General features: G+C 66.2%; 14 protein-coding genes and 1 pseudogene. 9 read left to right on the forward strand and 6 right to left on the reverse strand.

Going from position 1 to position 15,846, the window contains the following annotated elements; all coding sequences use genetic code 11:
* Position 1: 1 nt before the first annotated feature.
* The 4 genes from ACZ0AJ_RS05345 to ACZ0AJ_RS05360 are packed head-to-tail and all read right to left on the reverse strand — an operon-like array spanning position 2 to position 5,048.
* Complete coding sequence (locus ACZ0AJ_RS05345; protein WP_499456732.1) at positions 2-748, reverse strand: ABC transporter ATP-binding protein; 747 nt, start codon at positions 746-748, stop codon at positions 2-4.
* A complete protein-coding gene (locus ACZ0AJ_RS05350; RefSeq protein WP_499454111.1) occupies positions 735-1,535 on the reverse strand; it encodes an ABC transporter ATP-binding protein in 801 nt (266 codons plus the stop codon). The genes ACZ0AJ_RS05345 and ACZ0AJ_RS05350 overlap by 14 nt, the downstream gene beginning before the upstream one ends.
* A 1-nt stretch (position 1,536) precedes the next feature.
* On the reverse strand, positions 1,537-2,745 hold the full coding sequence (locus tag ACZ0AJ_RS05355) for a substrate-binding domain-containing protein (protein ID WP_499454113.1): 1,209 nt from the start codon (positions 2,743-2,745) through the stop codon (positions 1,537-1,539).
* Between the two features lie 20 nt (positions 2,746-2,765).
* A complete protein-coding gene (locus tag ACZ0AJ_RS05360; RefSeq protein WP_499453027.1) occupies positions 2,766-5,048 on the reverse strand; it encodes a TonB-dependent receptor in 2,283 nt (760 codons plus the stop codon).
* A 247-nt stretch (positions 5,049-5,295) separates the two neighbouring features.
* Here ACZ0AJ_RS05360 and ACZ0AJ_RS05365 point away from each other — a divergent pair, with 247 nt between their 5' ends.
* Positions 5,296-6,216: a LysR family transcriptional regulator gene (locus ACZ0AJ_RS05365; RefSeq protein WP_183550833.1), complete on the forward strand. Its 921-nt coding sequence runs from the start codon at positions 5,296-5,298 to the stop codon at positions 6,214-6,216.
* Positions 6,217-6,264: 48 nt separating this feature from the next.
* Here ACZ0AJ_RS05365 and udk read toward each other — a convergent pair whose 3' ends face one another.
* Together udk and ACZ0AJ_RS05375 are read right to left on the reverse strand one after the other, a co-directional pair.
* Positions 6,265-6,906 carry a uridine kinase gene (gene udk / locus ACZ0AJ_RS05370; RefSeq protein WP_183550835.1) on the reverse strand — a complete coding sequence of 214 codons (642 nt, stop codon included), beginning with the start codon at positions 6,904-6,906 and terminating at the stop codon, positions 6,265-6,267.
* A 59-nt stretch (positions 6,907-6,965) separates the two neighbouring features.
* A complete protein-coding gene (locus ACZ0AJ_RS05375; RefSeq protein ID WP_499453028.1) occupies positions 6,966-7,943 on the reverse strand; it encodes a TIGR01777 family oxidoreductase in 978 nt (325 codons plus the stop codon).
* Positions 7,944-8,213: 270 nt separating this feature from the next.
* Between ACZ0AJ_RS05375 and ACZ0AJ_RS05380 the strand changes: the two are divergent.
* The 8 genes and pseudogenes from ACZ0AJ_RS05380 (at position 8,214) to ACZ0AJ_RS05415 (ending at position 15,755) form a co-directional block, all read left to right on the forward strand.
* Positions 8,214-9,633 (forward strand): annotated as a pseudogene (locus ACZ0AJ_RS05380) (SLC13 family permease).
* Between the two features lie 25 nt (positions 9,634-9,658).
* Positions 9,659-11,326, forward strand: coding sequence for a malonate decarboxylase subunit alpha (gene mdcA, locus ACZ0AJ_RS05385; protein WP_499454117.1), 1,668 nt, complete (start codon positions 9,659-9,661; stop codon positions 11,324-11,326).
* Positions 11,327-11,337: 11 nt separating this feature from the next.
* Positions 11,338-11,661 (forward strand): malonate decarboxylase acyl carrier protein, encoded by a 324-nt coding sequence (mdcC, locus tag ACZ0AJ_RS05390; protein WP_258837503.1) that lies wholly within the window; start codon positions 11,338-11,340, stop codon positions 11,659-11,661.
* Positions 11,658-12,566 carry a biotin-independent malonate decarboxylase subunit beta gene (locus ACZ0AJ_RS05395; RefSeq protein ID WP_499453030.1) on the forward strand — a complete coding sequence of 303 codons (909 nt, stop codon included), beginning with the start codon at positions 11,658-11,660 and terminating at the stop codon, positions 12,564-12,566. The genes mdcC and ACZ0AJ_RS05395 overlap by 4 nt, the downstream gene beginning before the upstream one ends.
* Positions 12,566-13,282: a biotin-independent malonate decarboxylase subunit gamma gene (gene mdcE, locus ACZ0AJ_RS05400; RefSeq protein WP_499453031.1), complete on the forward strand. Its 717-nt coding sequence runs from the start codon at positions 12,566-12,568 to the stop codon at positions 13,280-13,282. The genes ACZ0AJ_RS05395 and mdcE overlap by 1 nt, the downstream gene beginning before the upstream one ends.
* A complete protein-coding gene (gene mdcG, locus ACZ0AJ_RS05405; RefSeq protein ID WP_499453032.1) occupies positions 13,266-13,940 on the forward strand; it encodes a malonate decarboxylase holo-[acyl-carrier-protein] synthase in 675 nt (224 codons plus the stop codon). Before mdcE ends, mdcG begins: the two co-directional genes overlap by 17 nt.
* Positions 13,933-14,829 carry a triphosphoribosyl-dephospho-CoA synthase MdcB gene (mdcB, locus tag ACZ0AJ_RS05410; RefSeq protein ID WP_499453033.1) on the forward strand — a complete coding sequence of 299 codons (897 nt, stop codon included), beginning with the start codon at positions 13,933-13,935 and terminating at the stop codon, positions 14,827-14,829. Before mdcG ends, mdcB begins: the two co-directional genes overlap by 8 nt.
* Positions 14,799-15,755, forward strand: a complete 957-nt coding sequence (locus ACZ0AJ_RS05415; protein WP_499453034.1) for an ACP S-malonyltransferase — start codon at positions 14,799-14,801, stop codon at positions 15,753-15,755. Before mdcB ends, ACZ0AJ_RS05415 begins: the two co-directional genes overlap by 31 nt.
* The last annotated feature ends 91 nt before the right edge of the window (positions 15,756-15,846 follow it).

Raw genomic sequence — 15,846 nt, forward strand, 5'->3', positions numbered from 1 at the left:
CCTAGGGTTGGGTGTCGAGGGACAGGCCAAGCAGGCGCTGCTGGAGCGCGGCGTCGCCCGCCAGCACGGCCATCGGCCCGGCATGGACCACGCGGCCGCCGTCCATCACGCTGGCCGTGTCGCCCAGCGCGCGCACGACCTGCACGTTCTGTTCGACCAGCAGGATCGTCGCGCCTTGCGCCTTCAGCTCGCGAAACGCCGCCATCAGGCTGTGCACGATGGCGGGCGCCAGGCCCTTGGTCGGCTCGTCGACCAGCAGCAGCTTGCGCGGTTCGACGATGGCGCGCGCGATCGCCACCATCTGTTTCTGGCCACCGGACAGGTTGCCGGCCGGGCGGTGCCAGAACGTGCGCAGCGCCGGGAAGAAGCCGCAGATCCAGTCGACACGCGCGGTGTCGAGCGGGCCGTTGCGCGCGGCCAGCACCAGGTTTTCGCGTACCGTCAGGTCGGAAAACACGGCCATGTTCTCGGGCACGTACGCGATGCCGGCGCGCGCGATGGCGGATGTGGCCAGCCTGGTGATGTCGGCGCCGTCGAAGTGAATGCTGCCACTGCTGGCGCGCCACAGGCCCATGATCGTACGTAGCGTCGTCGTCTTGCCGGCCCCGTTGCGCCCCAGCAGGACGGCCAGTTCGCCGCGCGCCACCTGCAGGTCGACCCCGTGCAGGATGTGGTACTGACCGATGTGCGTGTGCACGCCGGCCAGGCGCAGCAGCGGCTGGCGCGTCGCCGGATCAGGCGCGAGCATGTTCGGTGTCGGACGTTCCAAGATAAGCCTCCTGAACGATGGCGGATGCCATGACGTCGCGCGGTTCGCCATCGGCTACCAGCGCGCCGTTGTGCAGCACGACGATGCGGTCGGCCAGCTGGCGCACGACGTCCATCTTGTGTTCGACCAGCAGCACGGTGCGGGCCGCGTCGCCCTTGACTTCGCGGATCAGGTCGAGCACGACCGGCACGTCGTCGGCGCTCATGCCGGCGGTGGGTTCGTCGAACATCATCACGGACGGCTGCAGCGCCAGCAGGATCGCGACTTCGAGCTTGCGCTGGTCGCCGTGCGACAGCGCGCCCACCAGCATGTCGCGCCGCGCCGCCAGCGTCACGCGCTCGAGGTAATAGTCGGCGCGTTCGATGAGGTCCCGGTGGCTTGACCAGACCGACAGGAAGTCCAGGCCAATGCCGGCGCGGCTCTGCACTGCCAGCCGCACGTTCTCGACCACTGACAGCAACGGGAACAGGTTGGTAAGCTGGAAGGCGCGGCCGATGCCAAGGCGCGTGCGGCGCGCGGCGCCCAGACGCGTGATGTCGCGGCCATGCAGGTGCACGCTGCCGGCGCTCGCGCGCAACTGGCCCGAGATCAGGTTGAACCACGTGGTCTTGCCGGCGCCGTTGGGCCCGACGATGACGGTGAGCGTGCCGGGATAAAAATCGGCCGTGACGGCGTTGACGGCAACGTGCCCGCCGAAGCGGATCGTCAGGCCGTGCGTGGACAGGGACGGCGCGGCGCGCGCGCTGGCGGCAGCCATGTCAGCCATGTCAGCGCTTGTTCCGCACTGGCAGCGGCATCTCGTCCGCCGGGATGTCGCGCACCAGTTCGAGCAGATCCCATTCGTTTTTCTGGTCCTTCTTGATGCGAAAGTGGTACAACGGCTGGATCGCCTGGTGGTCGTCCTTGCGAAAGACCATGGCGCCTTTTGGCGTCCCGAAGCGCATGCCTTCCATCGCGGCGGCCATCTTGTCGCCATCGCCGTCCGGCACCCTGCTCAGCGCCGTCACGACCGCGCTTGCGGCGGCCATGCCACCGGCCGTGAACATGTCGGGCGGGGTCTTGTAGCGCTTCGTGTGCTCTGCCACCAGCCAGTCGTTCATCGGATTTCTCGGAAAACCGTAGTAGTAATAGATGGTGCCTTCGGTGCCGGCATGGGCCTTCCAGGTCTGCATCACGGGCAGGATATTGCCGCCCGGGGCCAGCGCGATGCCGTAGCGTTCGGGTTTCATGGCGGCGATCTTGTTCATGGGGCTCGGACCGGCCCAGACGATGGCCAGCACGCGCGGCTGCGGCTTGTCTTTCAGGGCATCGAACAGGCGCTGCGCCGATGCGGTGAAGTCGGTCGTCGCGAGCGGCGCGTATTCTTCATGGACGACGCTGGCCTTGCTGCCGGTGGCGATCAAGGCTTCCTTGCCGGCCTTGATCGCATCGCGGCCGAACGCATAATCCTGGGTCAGGAAGCCCACGCTGCCGCTTTTCAGGGTGCTGGCGGCGGCCAGTGCATCCTGCATCGAACTGCGCGCGGTGCGAAAAATGTACTTGTTCCACTTGTCGCCCGTGATCGCATCGGCCACGGCCGGCTCGATGATCAGAATTTTTTTATACTCCTTCGCCACCGGCAGCATGGCCAGCGCCGAGGCGGACGAGGTGGTGCCGACCGCAATGTCGACGCGGTCGTCGCCATACGCTTCGGCCAGCAGCGTACGGCCCAGATCGGGCTTGCTCTGGTCGTCCTTGACGATGACCTTGATGGCGCGGCCATTGATGCTCATCCTGCCCCTGGTCAGGTACTCGAGGCCCAGCATGAAGCCGGTCTCGGTCTCACGCGCGTAGGTCTCCAGTGCGCCCGTCTTGCCGGCGATGAGGGCAACTTTAAAGTCCTTGCCCTGTGCACCCGCGTGGGGCGCGGCGCCCAGTGCACATGCGGCCAATGCGGCCTGAAGCAGCAGGGCGAAGGATCTGATCGAATGGCGCATGCGGTCTCCTCGTGATGTTTTTAGAAGCGCAGTTCGATCGTCGCCGACACCGTGCGCGGGTTGCCGTAGAAGGCGGTCAGCGTGCCTTCGTTGCCCAGCGTCGGGAACAGGTAGCCGGCCGTTTTATAGTGTTCGTCGCCCAGGTTCTTGCCGTGCAGGCCGGCGCGTACCTTGCCATCGGCGCGGGTCCAGACGATGCTCGCGTCCCAAATCCTGTACGAGTCCTGGTCGAGGATCGATGCGGTTTCGAACTGGCTGGTGGCGCCCTTGAATGCATAGCTGCCGATCAGCGAGACGCGCCCGTTGTGGCCCATGACCGGCAGCGGGATGTCGTAATTGGCGCGCAGGTTGGCCGAATTCTTCGGCGTGTTCTGGAACGTACGCTGGCCGGCCACGTTCACACCGGCCACGATGTATTCCCGGTAGCTGGCGTCGATGTAGCTGTACATTCCGGCGACCATGAAGTTGGGCGTGATGTTGGCGACCGCCTCGAGTTCGACGCCCTTGATCCGTGCCTTGCCGGCGTTGGTGGTCACGCCGGCGAAGCTGTCGTCGCGCCCGTCGCCATTGGTGTCGATGGCGATCGAACCCGGGATCTGCACGTCCTGGTAGTCGCTGTGGAACACGGCCAGGTTGGTCGTGATGCGCCCGCCATTGAAGGCCGACTTGAGACCCAGTTCGGTCGTCTCGATCGTTTCCGGCGCATAGCCGGCGCGCGCGGTGGCGATCGGGAGCCGAGTGCCGACCACGTTTACGCGTGGATCGAACCCGCCACCCTTGAAGCCTTCGGAGTATGACGCGTACAGGTTGTGGGCATCGTTCATCTTCCAGCTCAGTGCCACGCGCGGCGTGAATTTCTTGTCCTTGCGCTCGAGCAGGCCGCCTGCTAGGTCCGTGTCGGTGCGAAACAGGATCGCGTTCGGATTGCCCATCCGGGGCGAGCCGGCCAGGCCGAAATAAATCTGGCGCAGCACGTCGGCTTCGCGCTGGTCGACCGTGTAGCGTCCGCCCAGCGACAGGCTCAGGCCCTCGGCGAGCGTATAGCTGCCGTCAAAGTAAGCGGCCCAGGCCTTCGTGTCGATGTCGCCCAGCGTGAAGGTCGACGTGGGCACCGCGCCGGCCAGGATGGTGTCGAACTGGTTGAAGGCGTTGGCGTTCATGTAGTACACGCCGGCCACGCCCTGCAGGCGCGCGCCGCTGTAGGTCGCTTGCAGCTCCTGGCTGAACTGGCGGTTGGTATACAGCGCCGGCACTTCCATGTCGACGACGGGCAGGGCGTCGAAGTCGATCGGCGCCCATGACTTGTCGCGCCGCGCGGCCGTGATCGATTTCAGGCGCCACGCGCTGTCGACGGTGTATTCGACCGTGACCGAGCCGCCATACGAGCGCACTTCCTGGTCGCGGCCCAGCACTTTGGTGAGGTTGCCGCGCGTGTCGAACACGTCGTTCAGGATGGGCGCGCGGCTCGTGCGCCCGACGATCAGGCGATGGCCATTCTTCGGATTGGAATCGTCCTGCGTGAAGTCGCCGGCAAGGCGGACGAACAGGTCCTGGTTCGGCACGAGTTCAATTGAGACCCTGCCGGCGGTGACGTCCTTGTCGTAGTTGCCCTTGCCGGTGGTCAGGTTGTCGCCAAAGCCGCCGCGCGTGAAGCGCGCGAATGTGCCGCCAATGCGCGCGGTGTCGGTCAGCGGCGTGCTGGCCGTGAGCACGCCGTCTCGCTGGCCGTAGTCGCCGAGCGTGGCGCGCACGCGCACGTCGCGCTGGGGGCCAAGCTTGCGCGTGACGTACTTGAGCGCGCCGCCGATCGTGTTGCGGCCGTACAGCGTGCCCTGCGGGCCGCGCAGCACCTCGATGCGCTCGACGTCATAGATATCCGCCACGGCGGCCTGCGGCCGGGCCAGGTAAATGTCGTCGACATAGATGCCCACGCCCGATTCGAAGCCGGCCAGCGGGTCGGCCTGGCCGACGCCACGGATGAACGCCGTGAGCGTGCTGTTGGTGGCGCGCGACGCCTTGAGCATCGTGTTGGGCAGCGACAGCGCCAGGGCAGTCACGTCGGGCAGCGCCTGCTTGGAGAGCTGGTCGGCGGAGAACGCGGTGACCGACACCGGCACGTCCTGCAGCGACTCTTCGCGCCGGCGCGCGGTGACGACCACCCTGGACATGTTTTCTTCGGTGCTCACCGCGGCCGGGGCGCCCGTTGCTTCCTGGGCATGGACGGCGCCGATGGCGCCGCTGCACGCGGCCAGCAGGGCGCATGTGGACGGATGCAGCAGCTTCATCTTTCTGATCGGACGCATGGATGTCTCCTTATTGTTCGTCGCCACGGTGGATGTGTCGCTCAAAGGGGGAATGTGCCCGAGCGCACCATGCGTCGCCTTGCGTATTAACAAGCGCTCCCATGAATACGCAGTTCGAATAGCGGCGTTGCAACAGATGGTCGAACCCATGCGCGTTGCATCACCAAGCGTGCCGGTGCCTGGCGATTGAGGCCCCGTGTGGACGGTTGATGTATCCTCGTCATGTATCCATTTCACGAGGGCCCCCATGCGCAGCCAGATCAGCGACGACATCACCTTCCGCAAACTCGAGATCCTGCTGGCGTACATGGAAGGCGGCAACCTGAACGCCGCCGCCCGCATGCTCGACATCAGCGCCGTCAGCGTGCACCGCGCGCTGCATTCGCTGGAAGATGGAATGAGTTGTCAGCTGTTCAGTCTGCAGGGCCGCAACCTGATTCCCAACGACGCCGCGCAGGTGCTGGCGGACGTGAGCCGCGACGTGGTGCGGCTGATGGCGGACGGGATTGCCGCGACGCGCTCGGCCGCCGGCTATTCAGCCGATCACTTGAAGATCGGCTCGCTGTATTCGCTGACGACCGGCACGATTCCCGACGTCATCATCGGCATCAAGCTGCGCAAGCAGGAACTGGAAACCGAACTGGTGCTGGGTTCAAATGCGGATCTGCTGCACAAGCTCAAGCAGAATGCGATCGATGCAGCGCTGATGGCGGTGCCCGAACCCGATCCGGACATCGAATCGATCGCGCTGTTCGAGGACGAGATTTTCTTTGCGGCACCGGCCGGCTCACCCTATGCGGGGATGGCCGAGGTGGATCTGCGCGCCTGTGCGGACGAAAAGTTCGTCTGCCTGAAGGATGGTTTCGTGACCTTCAACGGGTTCCAGGAAGCGTTCCGCATCGCCGGGTATGCGCCGAGCATCGTCACGCGCGTGGGCGATATCTTCTCGCTGATGAATCTGGTGGGGGCAGGGATCGGCTACACGCTGCTGCCTGGCCGCGTGCGCCATGCGTTTGGCGACAAGGTCCAGCTGATCCCGCTGAAGAACGATTATCTGATGCGTCAGACAATCGGCCTGAGTTTCCTGCGGGTGCGTGAGCGGGATCCGAACCTGCTGGCGCTGGCAGCGGTGTGCCGGATGCTGAAACACCGCACGCCGGCGGGCTGAATGCCGTGGCGCTGGCTGGTGCCGGTAAGGATCAGCGCCCAGCCATCTTTACGAGCGCTTCAGCTGGTTGATCACGCTGGCGACCTTGGTGGTGATCATGTCGACCGCGGGATTGTTCGCCCCGTGCGGGATGATGACGTCGGCGTTGCGCTTGGTCGGCTCGATGAACTGCTTGTGCATCGGGCGCACGGTGTCCAGGTACTGGCTGATGACGCTTTCCACCGAGCGGCCCCGTTCCGTGATATCGCGCTGCATGCGGCGGATGAAGCGGATGTCGGACGCCGTATCGACAAAGATTTTCAGCGACATCATGTCGCACAAGGCCGGGTCATACAGGGCAAACAGGCCTTCGATGACGATGACCGGGGCGGGCTTGACCCGGATGGTGCGGTCGGAGCGGTTGTGCAGCGTGAAGTCGTACTCGGGCATGTCGATCGATTCGCCCCGGCGCAGCGCCTGGACGTGCTGCACCAGCAGCGACCACTCGAACGCCTGCGGATGATCGTAATTCTGCTGGGTGCGCACTTCAGGGCTGAGATGCGTCTGGTCGCAGTAATAATCGTCCTGCATCACGACCGAGACCATCTCGGTGCCGAATGTGGACAGCACTTGCCTGGACACCGTGGACTTGCCACTGCCGCTACCGCCCGCGACGCCAATAATAAACGGTTGAAAAGGAAAACTGAGCATGCCGAATGATACCGGATTCGGGACCGGACCGACAGGTCCCGGGACCCCTGGCGCCGCCGTTACTTCAGGCTGCGCAGCGCTGCTTCCAGCGCCGGATAGGTGAACTCGAATCCTTCGCGGGCGAACCGCAACGGCACCACGCGCTGGCCTTCGAGCAGCAAATCGGCCTGCTCGCCCAGCGCCAGGCGCATCGGCCAACCGGGTGTCGGGATCACGCATGGCCGTTTCCAGACGCGCGCGGCCGCCTGGCTGAATTCCAGTTGCGACACCGCGATCGGCGCGGTGAAGTTGGTTGCGCCAAACGTCGGCGCAGACGGATCGCTGAGCGCCTGCTTCCAGCGGTGCGCGATGCCCCCGATCAGATCGTCGATGTGAATCCACGACAGCCACTGGCGGCCGCTCCCCAGCCGGCCGCCGATGCCCAGCCGGATCGGCAGCAGCATCATCGGCAGCGCGCCTTGCTCGCCCAGCACCAGGCCGAAGCGCATGCACTCGACCTGTACGCCGTGGCGCACCGCGCCGGCCGCGGCGGCTTCCCACTCGCGGCACAGGTCCGACATGAACATCGGCTGGGGCGGCGCTGCTTCGTCGAGCTTGGTGTCGTCGCCGATCCGCTGGATGCCGTAGTAGCCGATCGCCGACGCCGACAGCAGCAGCCGCGGCTTGTGGCTGGCGCGGCCGATCCAGTCGACCACGTTCTCGGTCAGTGCGACGCGGCTCTGGCGCAGCGTCGCCTTGCGCGCGTCGGTCCAGCGCTGGCCGAGGATCCGGGCGCCGGCCAGATTGACGACGATGTCGACCTGGTGGCCGGGCGGCAGATCGTCCATCGAGGCGATGGTGCGCACCTGCGCACCGAGCAGCCCGGCAGCGCGCCCCACGTCGCGGGTCAGCGCAATCACCTGATGGCCGTCCTGCAGCAGCGCGCGTACCAGGTGCTGGCCGACGAAGCCCGTGGCGCCGGTGACCAGCACGCAGCGGGCGACCTTGTCGAACACGATCGGTGCCTTGTTGGATGTCGGTGTCGCACTCGTTGTCAACTTGTTCTCCGGTTCTTTGTTCGCAATTCTGCCAAGACAGGAATGTAACACTTCCGCTGACAGTAAACGTTAGTACCCCAGCGTAATTGATCTCGACAGCGATCAGGTTTACCTTTGCCGCACAACCTGCATAACAAAAGAGCATGGCCGGCCCCGCAGTGTCCCGAGACCACGGTCCGAGGAGGCGATGGCGACAGGCCATGCATTGGAGACGTATCACCAGCGACGCGCCGGGTGGAACCGGCCTTCGCACCTCGTAGGAGCCACCCTGTGTCCTCTCATGTCATTGCAATCTGCGTTCTGGCGCTCATGTTCATCGTCGCCACCGCCATGCCCATCAATATGGGCGTCATCGCGTTTGTCGGCGCCTTCCTGGTCGGCACTCTTGTCTTCAGTATGGAGACCAAGGCCATCATGTCCGGCTACCCGGCCGAGCTGTTCCTGACCCTGGTCGGCATCACCTTCCTGTTCGCCCAGGCCCAGAACAATGGCACCATCGACTGGCTCGTCAGACTGGCCGTGCGCGCCGTCGGCGGGCGCATCGCCGCCATCCCGTGGGTCATGTTCGCAGTCACTGCGCTCCTGACCTCCGTCGGCGCCGTCAGCCCGGCCGCAGTGGCGATCATCGCCCCGATCGCGCTGGGCTTTGCCGCCAAGTACAAGATCAATCCCCTGATGATGGGCCTGCTGGTCATCCACGGCGCGCAGGGCGGCGGTTTCTCGCCGATCAGCATCTATGGCGGCATCACCAACAAGGTCGTCATGGAAGCCGGCCTGCCGATTTCGCCGCTGACCACCGCGTTCACCAGCCTGGGCGTGAACCTGGCTGTGTCGATCATCCTGTTCTTCGTGTTCGGCGGCGCCAAGCTGATGCGCCAGGAAATGCCGAAGGCCGGCGCCGGCATCCGTCCGATGACGCCGTTTACGCCACCAGTGGCAGTCGCAGCGCAGGGCCCAGCAGATCTACGGCGACGCCGAAAATGAAACCGGCAGCGAAGAGCGCCTCACCGCGCAGCGTTCCAGCGCTGCCGTCGGCGCCGTTGGCAACGGTGGCCCCGGTTCGGGCCTGGGCACCGGCGACATCGACCTGCATGCCGGGCCGACCTTTCACCAGATGTTTACCGTTGTCGGCCTGGTCGCGCTGGCCGTGCTCACGCTGCTGTACAAACTCGATATCGGCTTCGTTGCCCTGACCATCGGCCTGTTGATTTCGATCCTGTCGCCGCAGGTGCAAAAGCGCGCCATCGGCCAGGTGTCGTGGCCCGAGATCATGCTGATCGTCGGTGTGAGCACATATGTCGGCGTCATGCAGAAGATGGGCACCATCAGCTGGGTTGGCGAAAGCGTCGCCAGCCTGACCTCGCCGCTGACGGTGGCCTTGCTGCTGCTGTTCGTCGGCGCCATCGTTTCGGCCTTTGCCTCGTCGACCGCCGTATTGGGTTCGCTCATTCCGCTGGCCGTGCCATTCCTGGCATCGGGCACCGGTGTCGACGCCATTGGCTTCATCGCCGCCATGGCCGTCGCCTCGACGATCGTCGACGTCAGCCCGTTCTCGACCAATGGCGCACTTGTGCTGGCCAGTGCCCAGGGCATCGACCGCGACGTATTCCTGCGCCAGTTGATGATCTATGGCGGTATCGTGACGCTGGTCGCACCGATCGTCGTGTGGCTGCTGTTCGTGGTGTTGTAAGGCCACGCAAATTTTAGGAACTATCATGAATCATGCTGAAGGCCGCTGGACCGGCCAGCAACGTAACCGCAGCGAGCGCCTGGCCCGCGCTGGCGCCGCCCTTGGCGGGGCGCTCGACGGCAAGGTCGTCCAGGCCTCGCACATCGTCGAGCTGCTGCACGCGGTGCTCGAACCGGGCGACCGTGTCTGCCTCGAAGGCAACAATCAGAAGCAGGCCGACTTTCTCGGTAAAGCCCTGACGCGCGTCGATACGGCGCGCGTGCATGACCTGCACATGCTGCTGTCGGTGCTCTCGCTCCCGGAACACCTGGACGTGTTCGAGAAGGGGATCGCCTCCAAACTCGACTTTTCGTTCTCGGGTCCGCAGGCCGGGCGCCTGGCCAAGCTGGCGCAGTCGGGCAAGCTCAATATCGGCGCGATCCACACCTACCTCGAGCTGTTCGCGCGCTACTTCATCGACCTGACGCCGCGCGTGGCGCTGGTGGCCGCCGAAATGGCCGATCGCGAGGGCAATCTGTACACCGGCCCGAACACCGAAGACACGCCGGCCATTGTTGAAGCGACGGCCTTCAAGAGCGGCATCGTGATTGCGCAGGTGAACCAGATCGTCGACAAGCTGCCCCGCATCGACATTCCCGGCGACTGGGTCGGCTACGTCGTGCAGTCGCCCACGCCGTACTACATCGAGCCGCTGTTTACGCGTGACCCGGCCCTGATTTCGGAGATCCAAGTGTTGATGGCGATGATGGCCATCAAGGGCATCTATGCCGAGTACGAGATCGAGCGCCTGAACCACGGCATCGGCTTCGACACGGCTGCCATCGAACTGCTGCTGCCAACCTACGCCGCCAGCCTGGGCCTGAAAGGCAAGATCGCCCGTCACTGGGCATTGAATCCGCATCCGGCTCTGATTCCGGCCATCGAAGCGGGCTTCGTCGAATCGGTGCACTCGTTCGGCTCGGAGCTGGGGATGGAAAACTATATCCGCGCGCGGCCCGATGTGTTCTTCGTGGGGCCGGATGGTTCGATGCGCAGCAACCGCGCCTTTTCACAGGCGGCCGGGCACTACGCGTGCGATCTGTTCATCGGCTCGACGCTGCAGATCGACTTGCAGGGCAATTCGTCGACCGCCACGCTGGGGCGCATCGCGGGCTTCGGCGGCGCGCCGAACATGGGCGCCGATGCGCGAGGCCGGCGCCATCCGAGCAAGGCCTGGCTGAAGGCCGGCGAAGAGGCGCGCGCGGGCCGCAACGTGATCCCGCGTGGGCAGAAGCTGGTGGTGCAGATGGTCGAGACCTTCCGCGAACATATGGCGCCGGCGTTCGTCGACAAGCTCGACGCGTGGCAACTGGCCGAGCAGGCCGGGATGGCGATTCCGCCCGTGATGATCTATGGTGACGACGTCAGCCACATCCTGACCGAGGAAGGCATCGCCAACCTGCTGCTGTGCCGCACGGACGAAGAGCGCGAACAGGCGATCCGCGGCGTGGCCGGCTATACGCCGGTGGGCATGGCGCGCGACAAGCGCATGGTCGAGAACCTGCGCGACCGGGGCATCATCCGCCGGCCGGAAGATCTCGGCATCGACAAACGCATGGCGACCCGCGACCTGCTGGCCGCCAAGAACATGAAGGGCCTGGTGCGCGCATCGGGCGGGCTGTACGACCCGCCGAAGCGCTTCAGGAACTGGTAAGGAACAACATCATGGAAACGCTGAACTATCGTTTCGAAGGCGGCCAGCGCCCGTTGAGCGGCATGCCGCAGCTAGTGGGCGTGGTCGGCTCGGGCAATCTCGAAATCCTGATCGAACCGGCGCACCTGAAGGGCGCGTGCGAGATCGAAGTGCGCACGGCGGCCGTCGGTTTCGGCGCCACGTGGCAGGCCGTCATGGCCGACTTTCATGCGCGCTGGAGCCTGGCCGATGCGCGCGTGAGCGTCAACGACATGGGCGCCACGCCGGCCGTCGTGAGCCTGCGCCTGGACCAGGCGGTCGAGTCGATCGCCGCTCTGCCCGGAGGCGCGCCATGAGCAGCTACCAGGAACTCACGGCGCGCCAGCGCATTCCGGCCATGTTCGACGCCGGCAGTTTCGAAGAATTCTTGCCGCCGTCAATGCGCATCGTCAGTCCGCACCTGGCGCAGCTCGATGCGGCGGTCTCGTTCGACGATGGCGTCGTCGTCGGACGCGGCAAGCTCGGTGGCCAGGTCGTGTTTGGCGCGGCGCAGGAGGGCGGCTTCATGGGCGGCGCGGTGGGCGAAGTCCATGGCGCCAAGCTGGTGGGCATGCTGCAGCGCGCGATCGATGAGCGGGCGCACGCCGTCGTGCTGCTGCTCGAATCGGGCGGCGTGCGGCTGCATGAAGCCAATGCGGGCCTGATCGCCGTGTCGGAAGTCATGCGCGCGATCCTCGACGTGCGCGCGGCCGGCATCCCCGTGATCGCGGTGGTCGGTGGCGCCAACGGGTGTTTCGGCGGCATGGGCATCGCGGCGCGCTGCGCCAACACGGTCATCATGTCCGAAGAAGGGCGCCTGGCGATGTCGGGCCCCGAAGTCATCGAGACTGCCAACGGCGTTGAAGAATTCGATTCGCGCGACCGCGCGCTGGTGTGGCGCACGACGGGCGGCAAGCACCGCTACCTGCTGGGCGACTGCCAGGTGCTGGTGGAAGACGACACCGAGGCGCTGCGCGCTGCGGCGCTTGAGGCCATCGCGGACATCCCGTCAGGGGGCGCGCCGTTGACGCTCGATGGCCTGCTGGCCGAGCAGGCGATGCTCGAACGGCGCCTGCGTGACACGCAGGGCCTGGTCGAACCGATGGATATCTGGAAGGGACTGGGCATGCCAGAGCCGGCACGGGTGCCGATGCTGGAGCCCGACGCCTTCCTCACACTGGCCGCGCAGCACCGCGCCACGCCCACGCTGGGAGAACGATGATGGATTGGCAGACGGTAGCAGCACAACTTTTCCCGGGCGGGCATACCATCACCGAAGCCGACAACTTTTTAAGTGGCAGCGCGCAGGTCGACGGCAAGCCGGTGGCCGTCATCGGCACCACCGACCATACGCCGATCGGCATCGAGATCGCGCTGGCCCAGGCCCAGGCAATCCTGCGGACGGTGCGCGATCATCCGGGCCGGCCGATCCTGATCCTGGTCGACACGCAAGGCCAGCGCCTGCGCCACCGCGACGAGATGTTGGGCATCAACAGCTACATGGCCCATCTTGGCAAATGCGTCGACCTGGCGCGGCGCGAAGGCCACACGGTGATCGGCCTCGTGTACGACCAGGCGCTGTCGGGTGGCTTCATCACCAGTGGCCTGATTGCGAGCGCCTGTTACGCGCTGCCCGAGGCCACCATCCGCGTGATGGGCTTGCCGGCGATGGCGCGCATCACGAAGGTGCCCGAGGAACGCCTGACCGAACTGGCCAAGGACAATCCGGTGTTCGCACCAGGGCCGGAAAACTACCTGCGCATGGGTGGCCTGCACGGCATCTGGGATGGCGATCTGGCCGGCGAGTTGATCCGCGCACTGGCCGATGCCAAGGCCGAGGATGGGCGCATGGCGCTGGGCCTGGCGCGGGGCGGCCGCCTGATGGCGCACCCGGTGGCGCAGGCGGTCAGGGTGGGCAGCGATGTTCGCCCGGCATGACCTGGTCTGGCTGACGAGCCGCGGCTGGCAGCGCGTGCGCGACGGCGCGCCGCAGGCCGCCCTGTCTGCGCTGGACCGCTGGCGTGATGGCGGCTGGCCAGCGGTCGTGCGGCGCACCGAAGCCGGCATGCTGCCGGGCGAGGTGGCGATCGGGTTCCCGCTGCCGCCGCGCCCTGAAGACGGCGGCAAACTCAAATTCGGCTGCGCCGTCGAGATGTCCGACATCGGCCGGCGCACGCGCGCCTTGCCGCTGGTCGGCGCACTTGACGCCGTGCCGGCGCAGTGGCGCGAAGGCCTGGAAGCGCTCGAGCGCCAGGCGGCCAATGCCGGCGTAAGCCTCTCCGTGTATGGCTCGGTGGCGCTGGCCGCACTCACGGGCCAGTATTACCTGACGCCGCTGTCCGATATTGACGTGCTGCTGCAGCCGCAGACGCGGCGCCAGCTGATGATCGGGCTCGATCTGCTGTCGTGGCATGCGGGCATCCTGCCGCTCGATGGCGAAGTGGTGTTTCCCGATGGCCGCGCGGTCGCTTGGAAAGAATTGCGCGCGGCGTTTGCCGGTGCGCCGGGCACGCGCGTGTTGACGAAAGGGCTGGACCGCATCGCGCTGGTCCTGCCCGAAGCCTTGATGGCCACGCTGGAGGAAGAACATGGATGACCTGAACCCGCTGCAGACAGTACGCGCGCCTGGCCGGCCCGAGCAGGGCGAGGCCAGCGAGCGCGCCTTTTGCCAGCGCATCGCGCGCGTGGCCGTGCGCAGCCTGTATGCGGAACTGGTGCTGTACCCGAAGCCGGGCCTGGTCTCGAAGATCGACAACGGCAGCCATACCGACATGACGGCCGCCACCTTCGTGCGCAGCCTGTTTGCGCTGCGGCGCTACTTTGCCGACATCACCCGCGCCGGCATGCTGGATGCGCCATTCCACACACTAAAACAACTTGGCATCGACGCCGAAGCACGGATGCTGCGCGCCACCGGCGGCATCAACACCCACCGCGGTGCGATCTTTTGCCTGGGCATGCTGTGCGCGGCGATCGGCCGCTGCCGGGCGCGTGGTGAGACCTTGACCCCGGCGCGCATTGGCGAACTGCTGCGCGCATGCTGGGGCCAGGCGCTGGGCGCGCACAGCGTTGTCGACGGCGCGCCTGTTTCGCACGGCGCCCGCGCCGTGCTGCGCTACGCAGCGAGCGGCGCGCGTGAAGAAGGGGCGCTTGGTTTTCCGTCGGTGTTCGATGTCGGCCTGCCGGCGCTGAATCGGGCATTGGCAGCGGGGCGCGGTATGCGCGAAGCCCGCATCGACGCGCTGTTTGCGCTGATGGCCCATATCAGCGACACGAATGTCTACCATCGCGGCGGCGTCGAAGGCGCGTTGACGGTGCGGCGCCAGGCACGCGCCTTCGTCGCACGCGGTGGGACGGCTGCGCCAGACTGGGAAGCGCGTGCGCTGGCGAGCCACCGCAGCTTCGTCGCGGCGCGCCTGTCGCCGGGCGGCGCGGCCGATCTGCTGGGCGCTGTGTGCCTCGTGCACGCCGTGACGACGCGCTGATGGCGGGGCGCCTGGCCATCCTGTGCCCGGGGCAGGGCGCGCAGCATCCGGCCATGTTCGACATGGCACGCGGCGATCCTGCGGCCAGCCGGCTGCTGGAGGAATGGTGCGCCGATCCCGCACTGGGTGCGACGCTGCACGCCGGCCTTGGCGAAGAGCGCTTCACGAACCGCATCGCGCAACCGGCCGTCGTCGCTGCCACGCTGGCCATGTGGCGGGCGTTGCAGGACTCGATCGCGACGCCGGCGCTGGTGGCCGGCTACAGCATCGGGGAGTTGTCGGCCTATGGCGTGGCCGGAGCGCTGGCACCGGAGGACGTGATCAAGCTGGCCATCGAACGGGCACGGCTGATGGATGCTTGTGTTGTCGAGGGTGCGGCGCAGGGCATGGTGGCGCTGTCCGGCATGCCGTCCGGGACGGTTGACGGCTTGCTGGCGGGCGCCGGATTCTATCCGGCCATCGTAACCGGCGACGATGCGCTGGTGGCCGGCGGCCCGGCCGCGCAGCGTGACGCGCTGGCCAGCGCCGCGATCGCCGCCGGTGGCCACGCCACGGTGCTGCCGGTCGCGGTCGCATCGCATACGCCGCTGCTGGCAGGCGCGGTCGCACCGTTCGCGGCCTTGCTGGCCGATGCGCAATGGCGCGCGCACGCATTCCCGGTGCTGTCCGGCATCACGGCTGAACCGGTGTTCAATACGGCCAAGGCGTTGGCAGAACTGCCGCGCCAGATCGCCGAGCCGATCCGCTGGCGTGACTGCATGGACGCGTTGGGCGAGGCTGGCGTCACTGTGGCACTGGAATTGGGGCCTGGTGCCGCGCTGTCCCGTATGTTGCAGTCACGCAACCCAAACATCGCTTGCCGCTCGGTGACGGAATTCCGGTCGCTCGACGGGATACGCGCCTGGCTAGAGAGACAGCTCGACTGACATTCACGAAGCTGATGTCTGATATTGCAACTCAGAATTGGAAAACACGCTGAGTCGCCTATATAACAGTGGTACACCAACTGAAACCATA

This window comes from Telluria sp. AC161 (assembly GCF_979258535.1).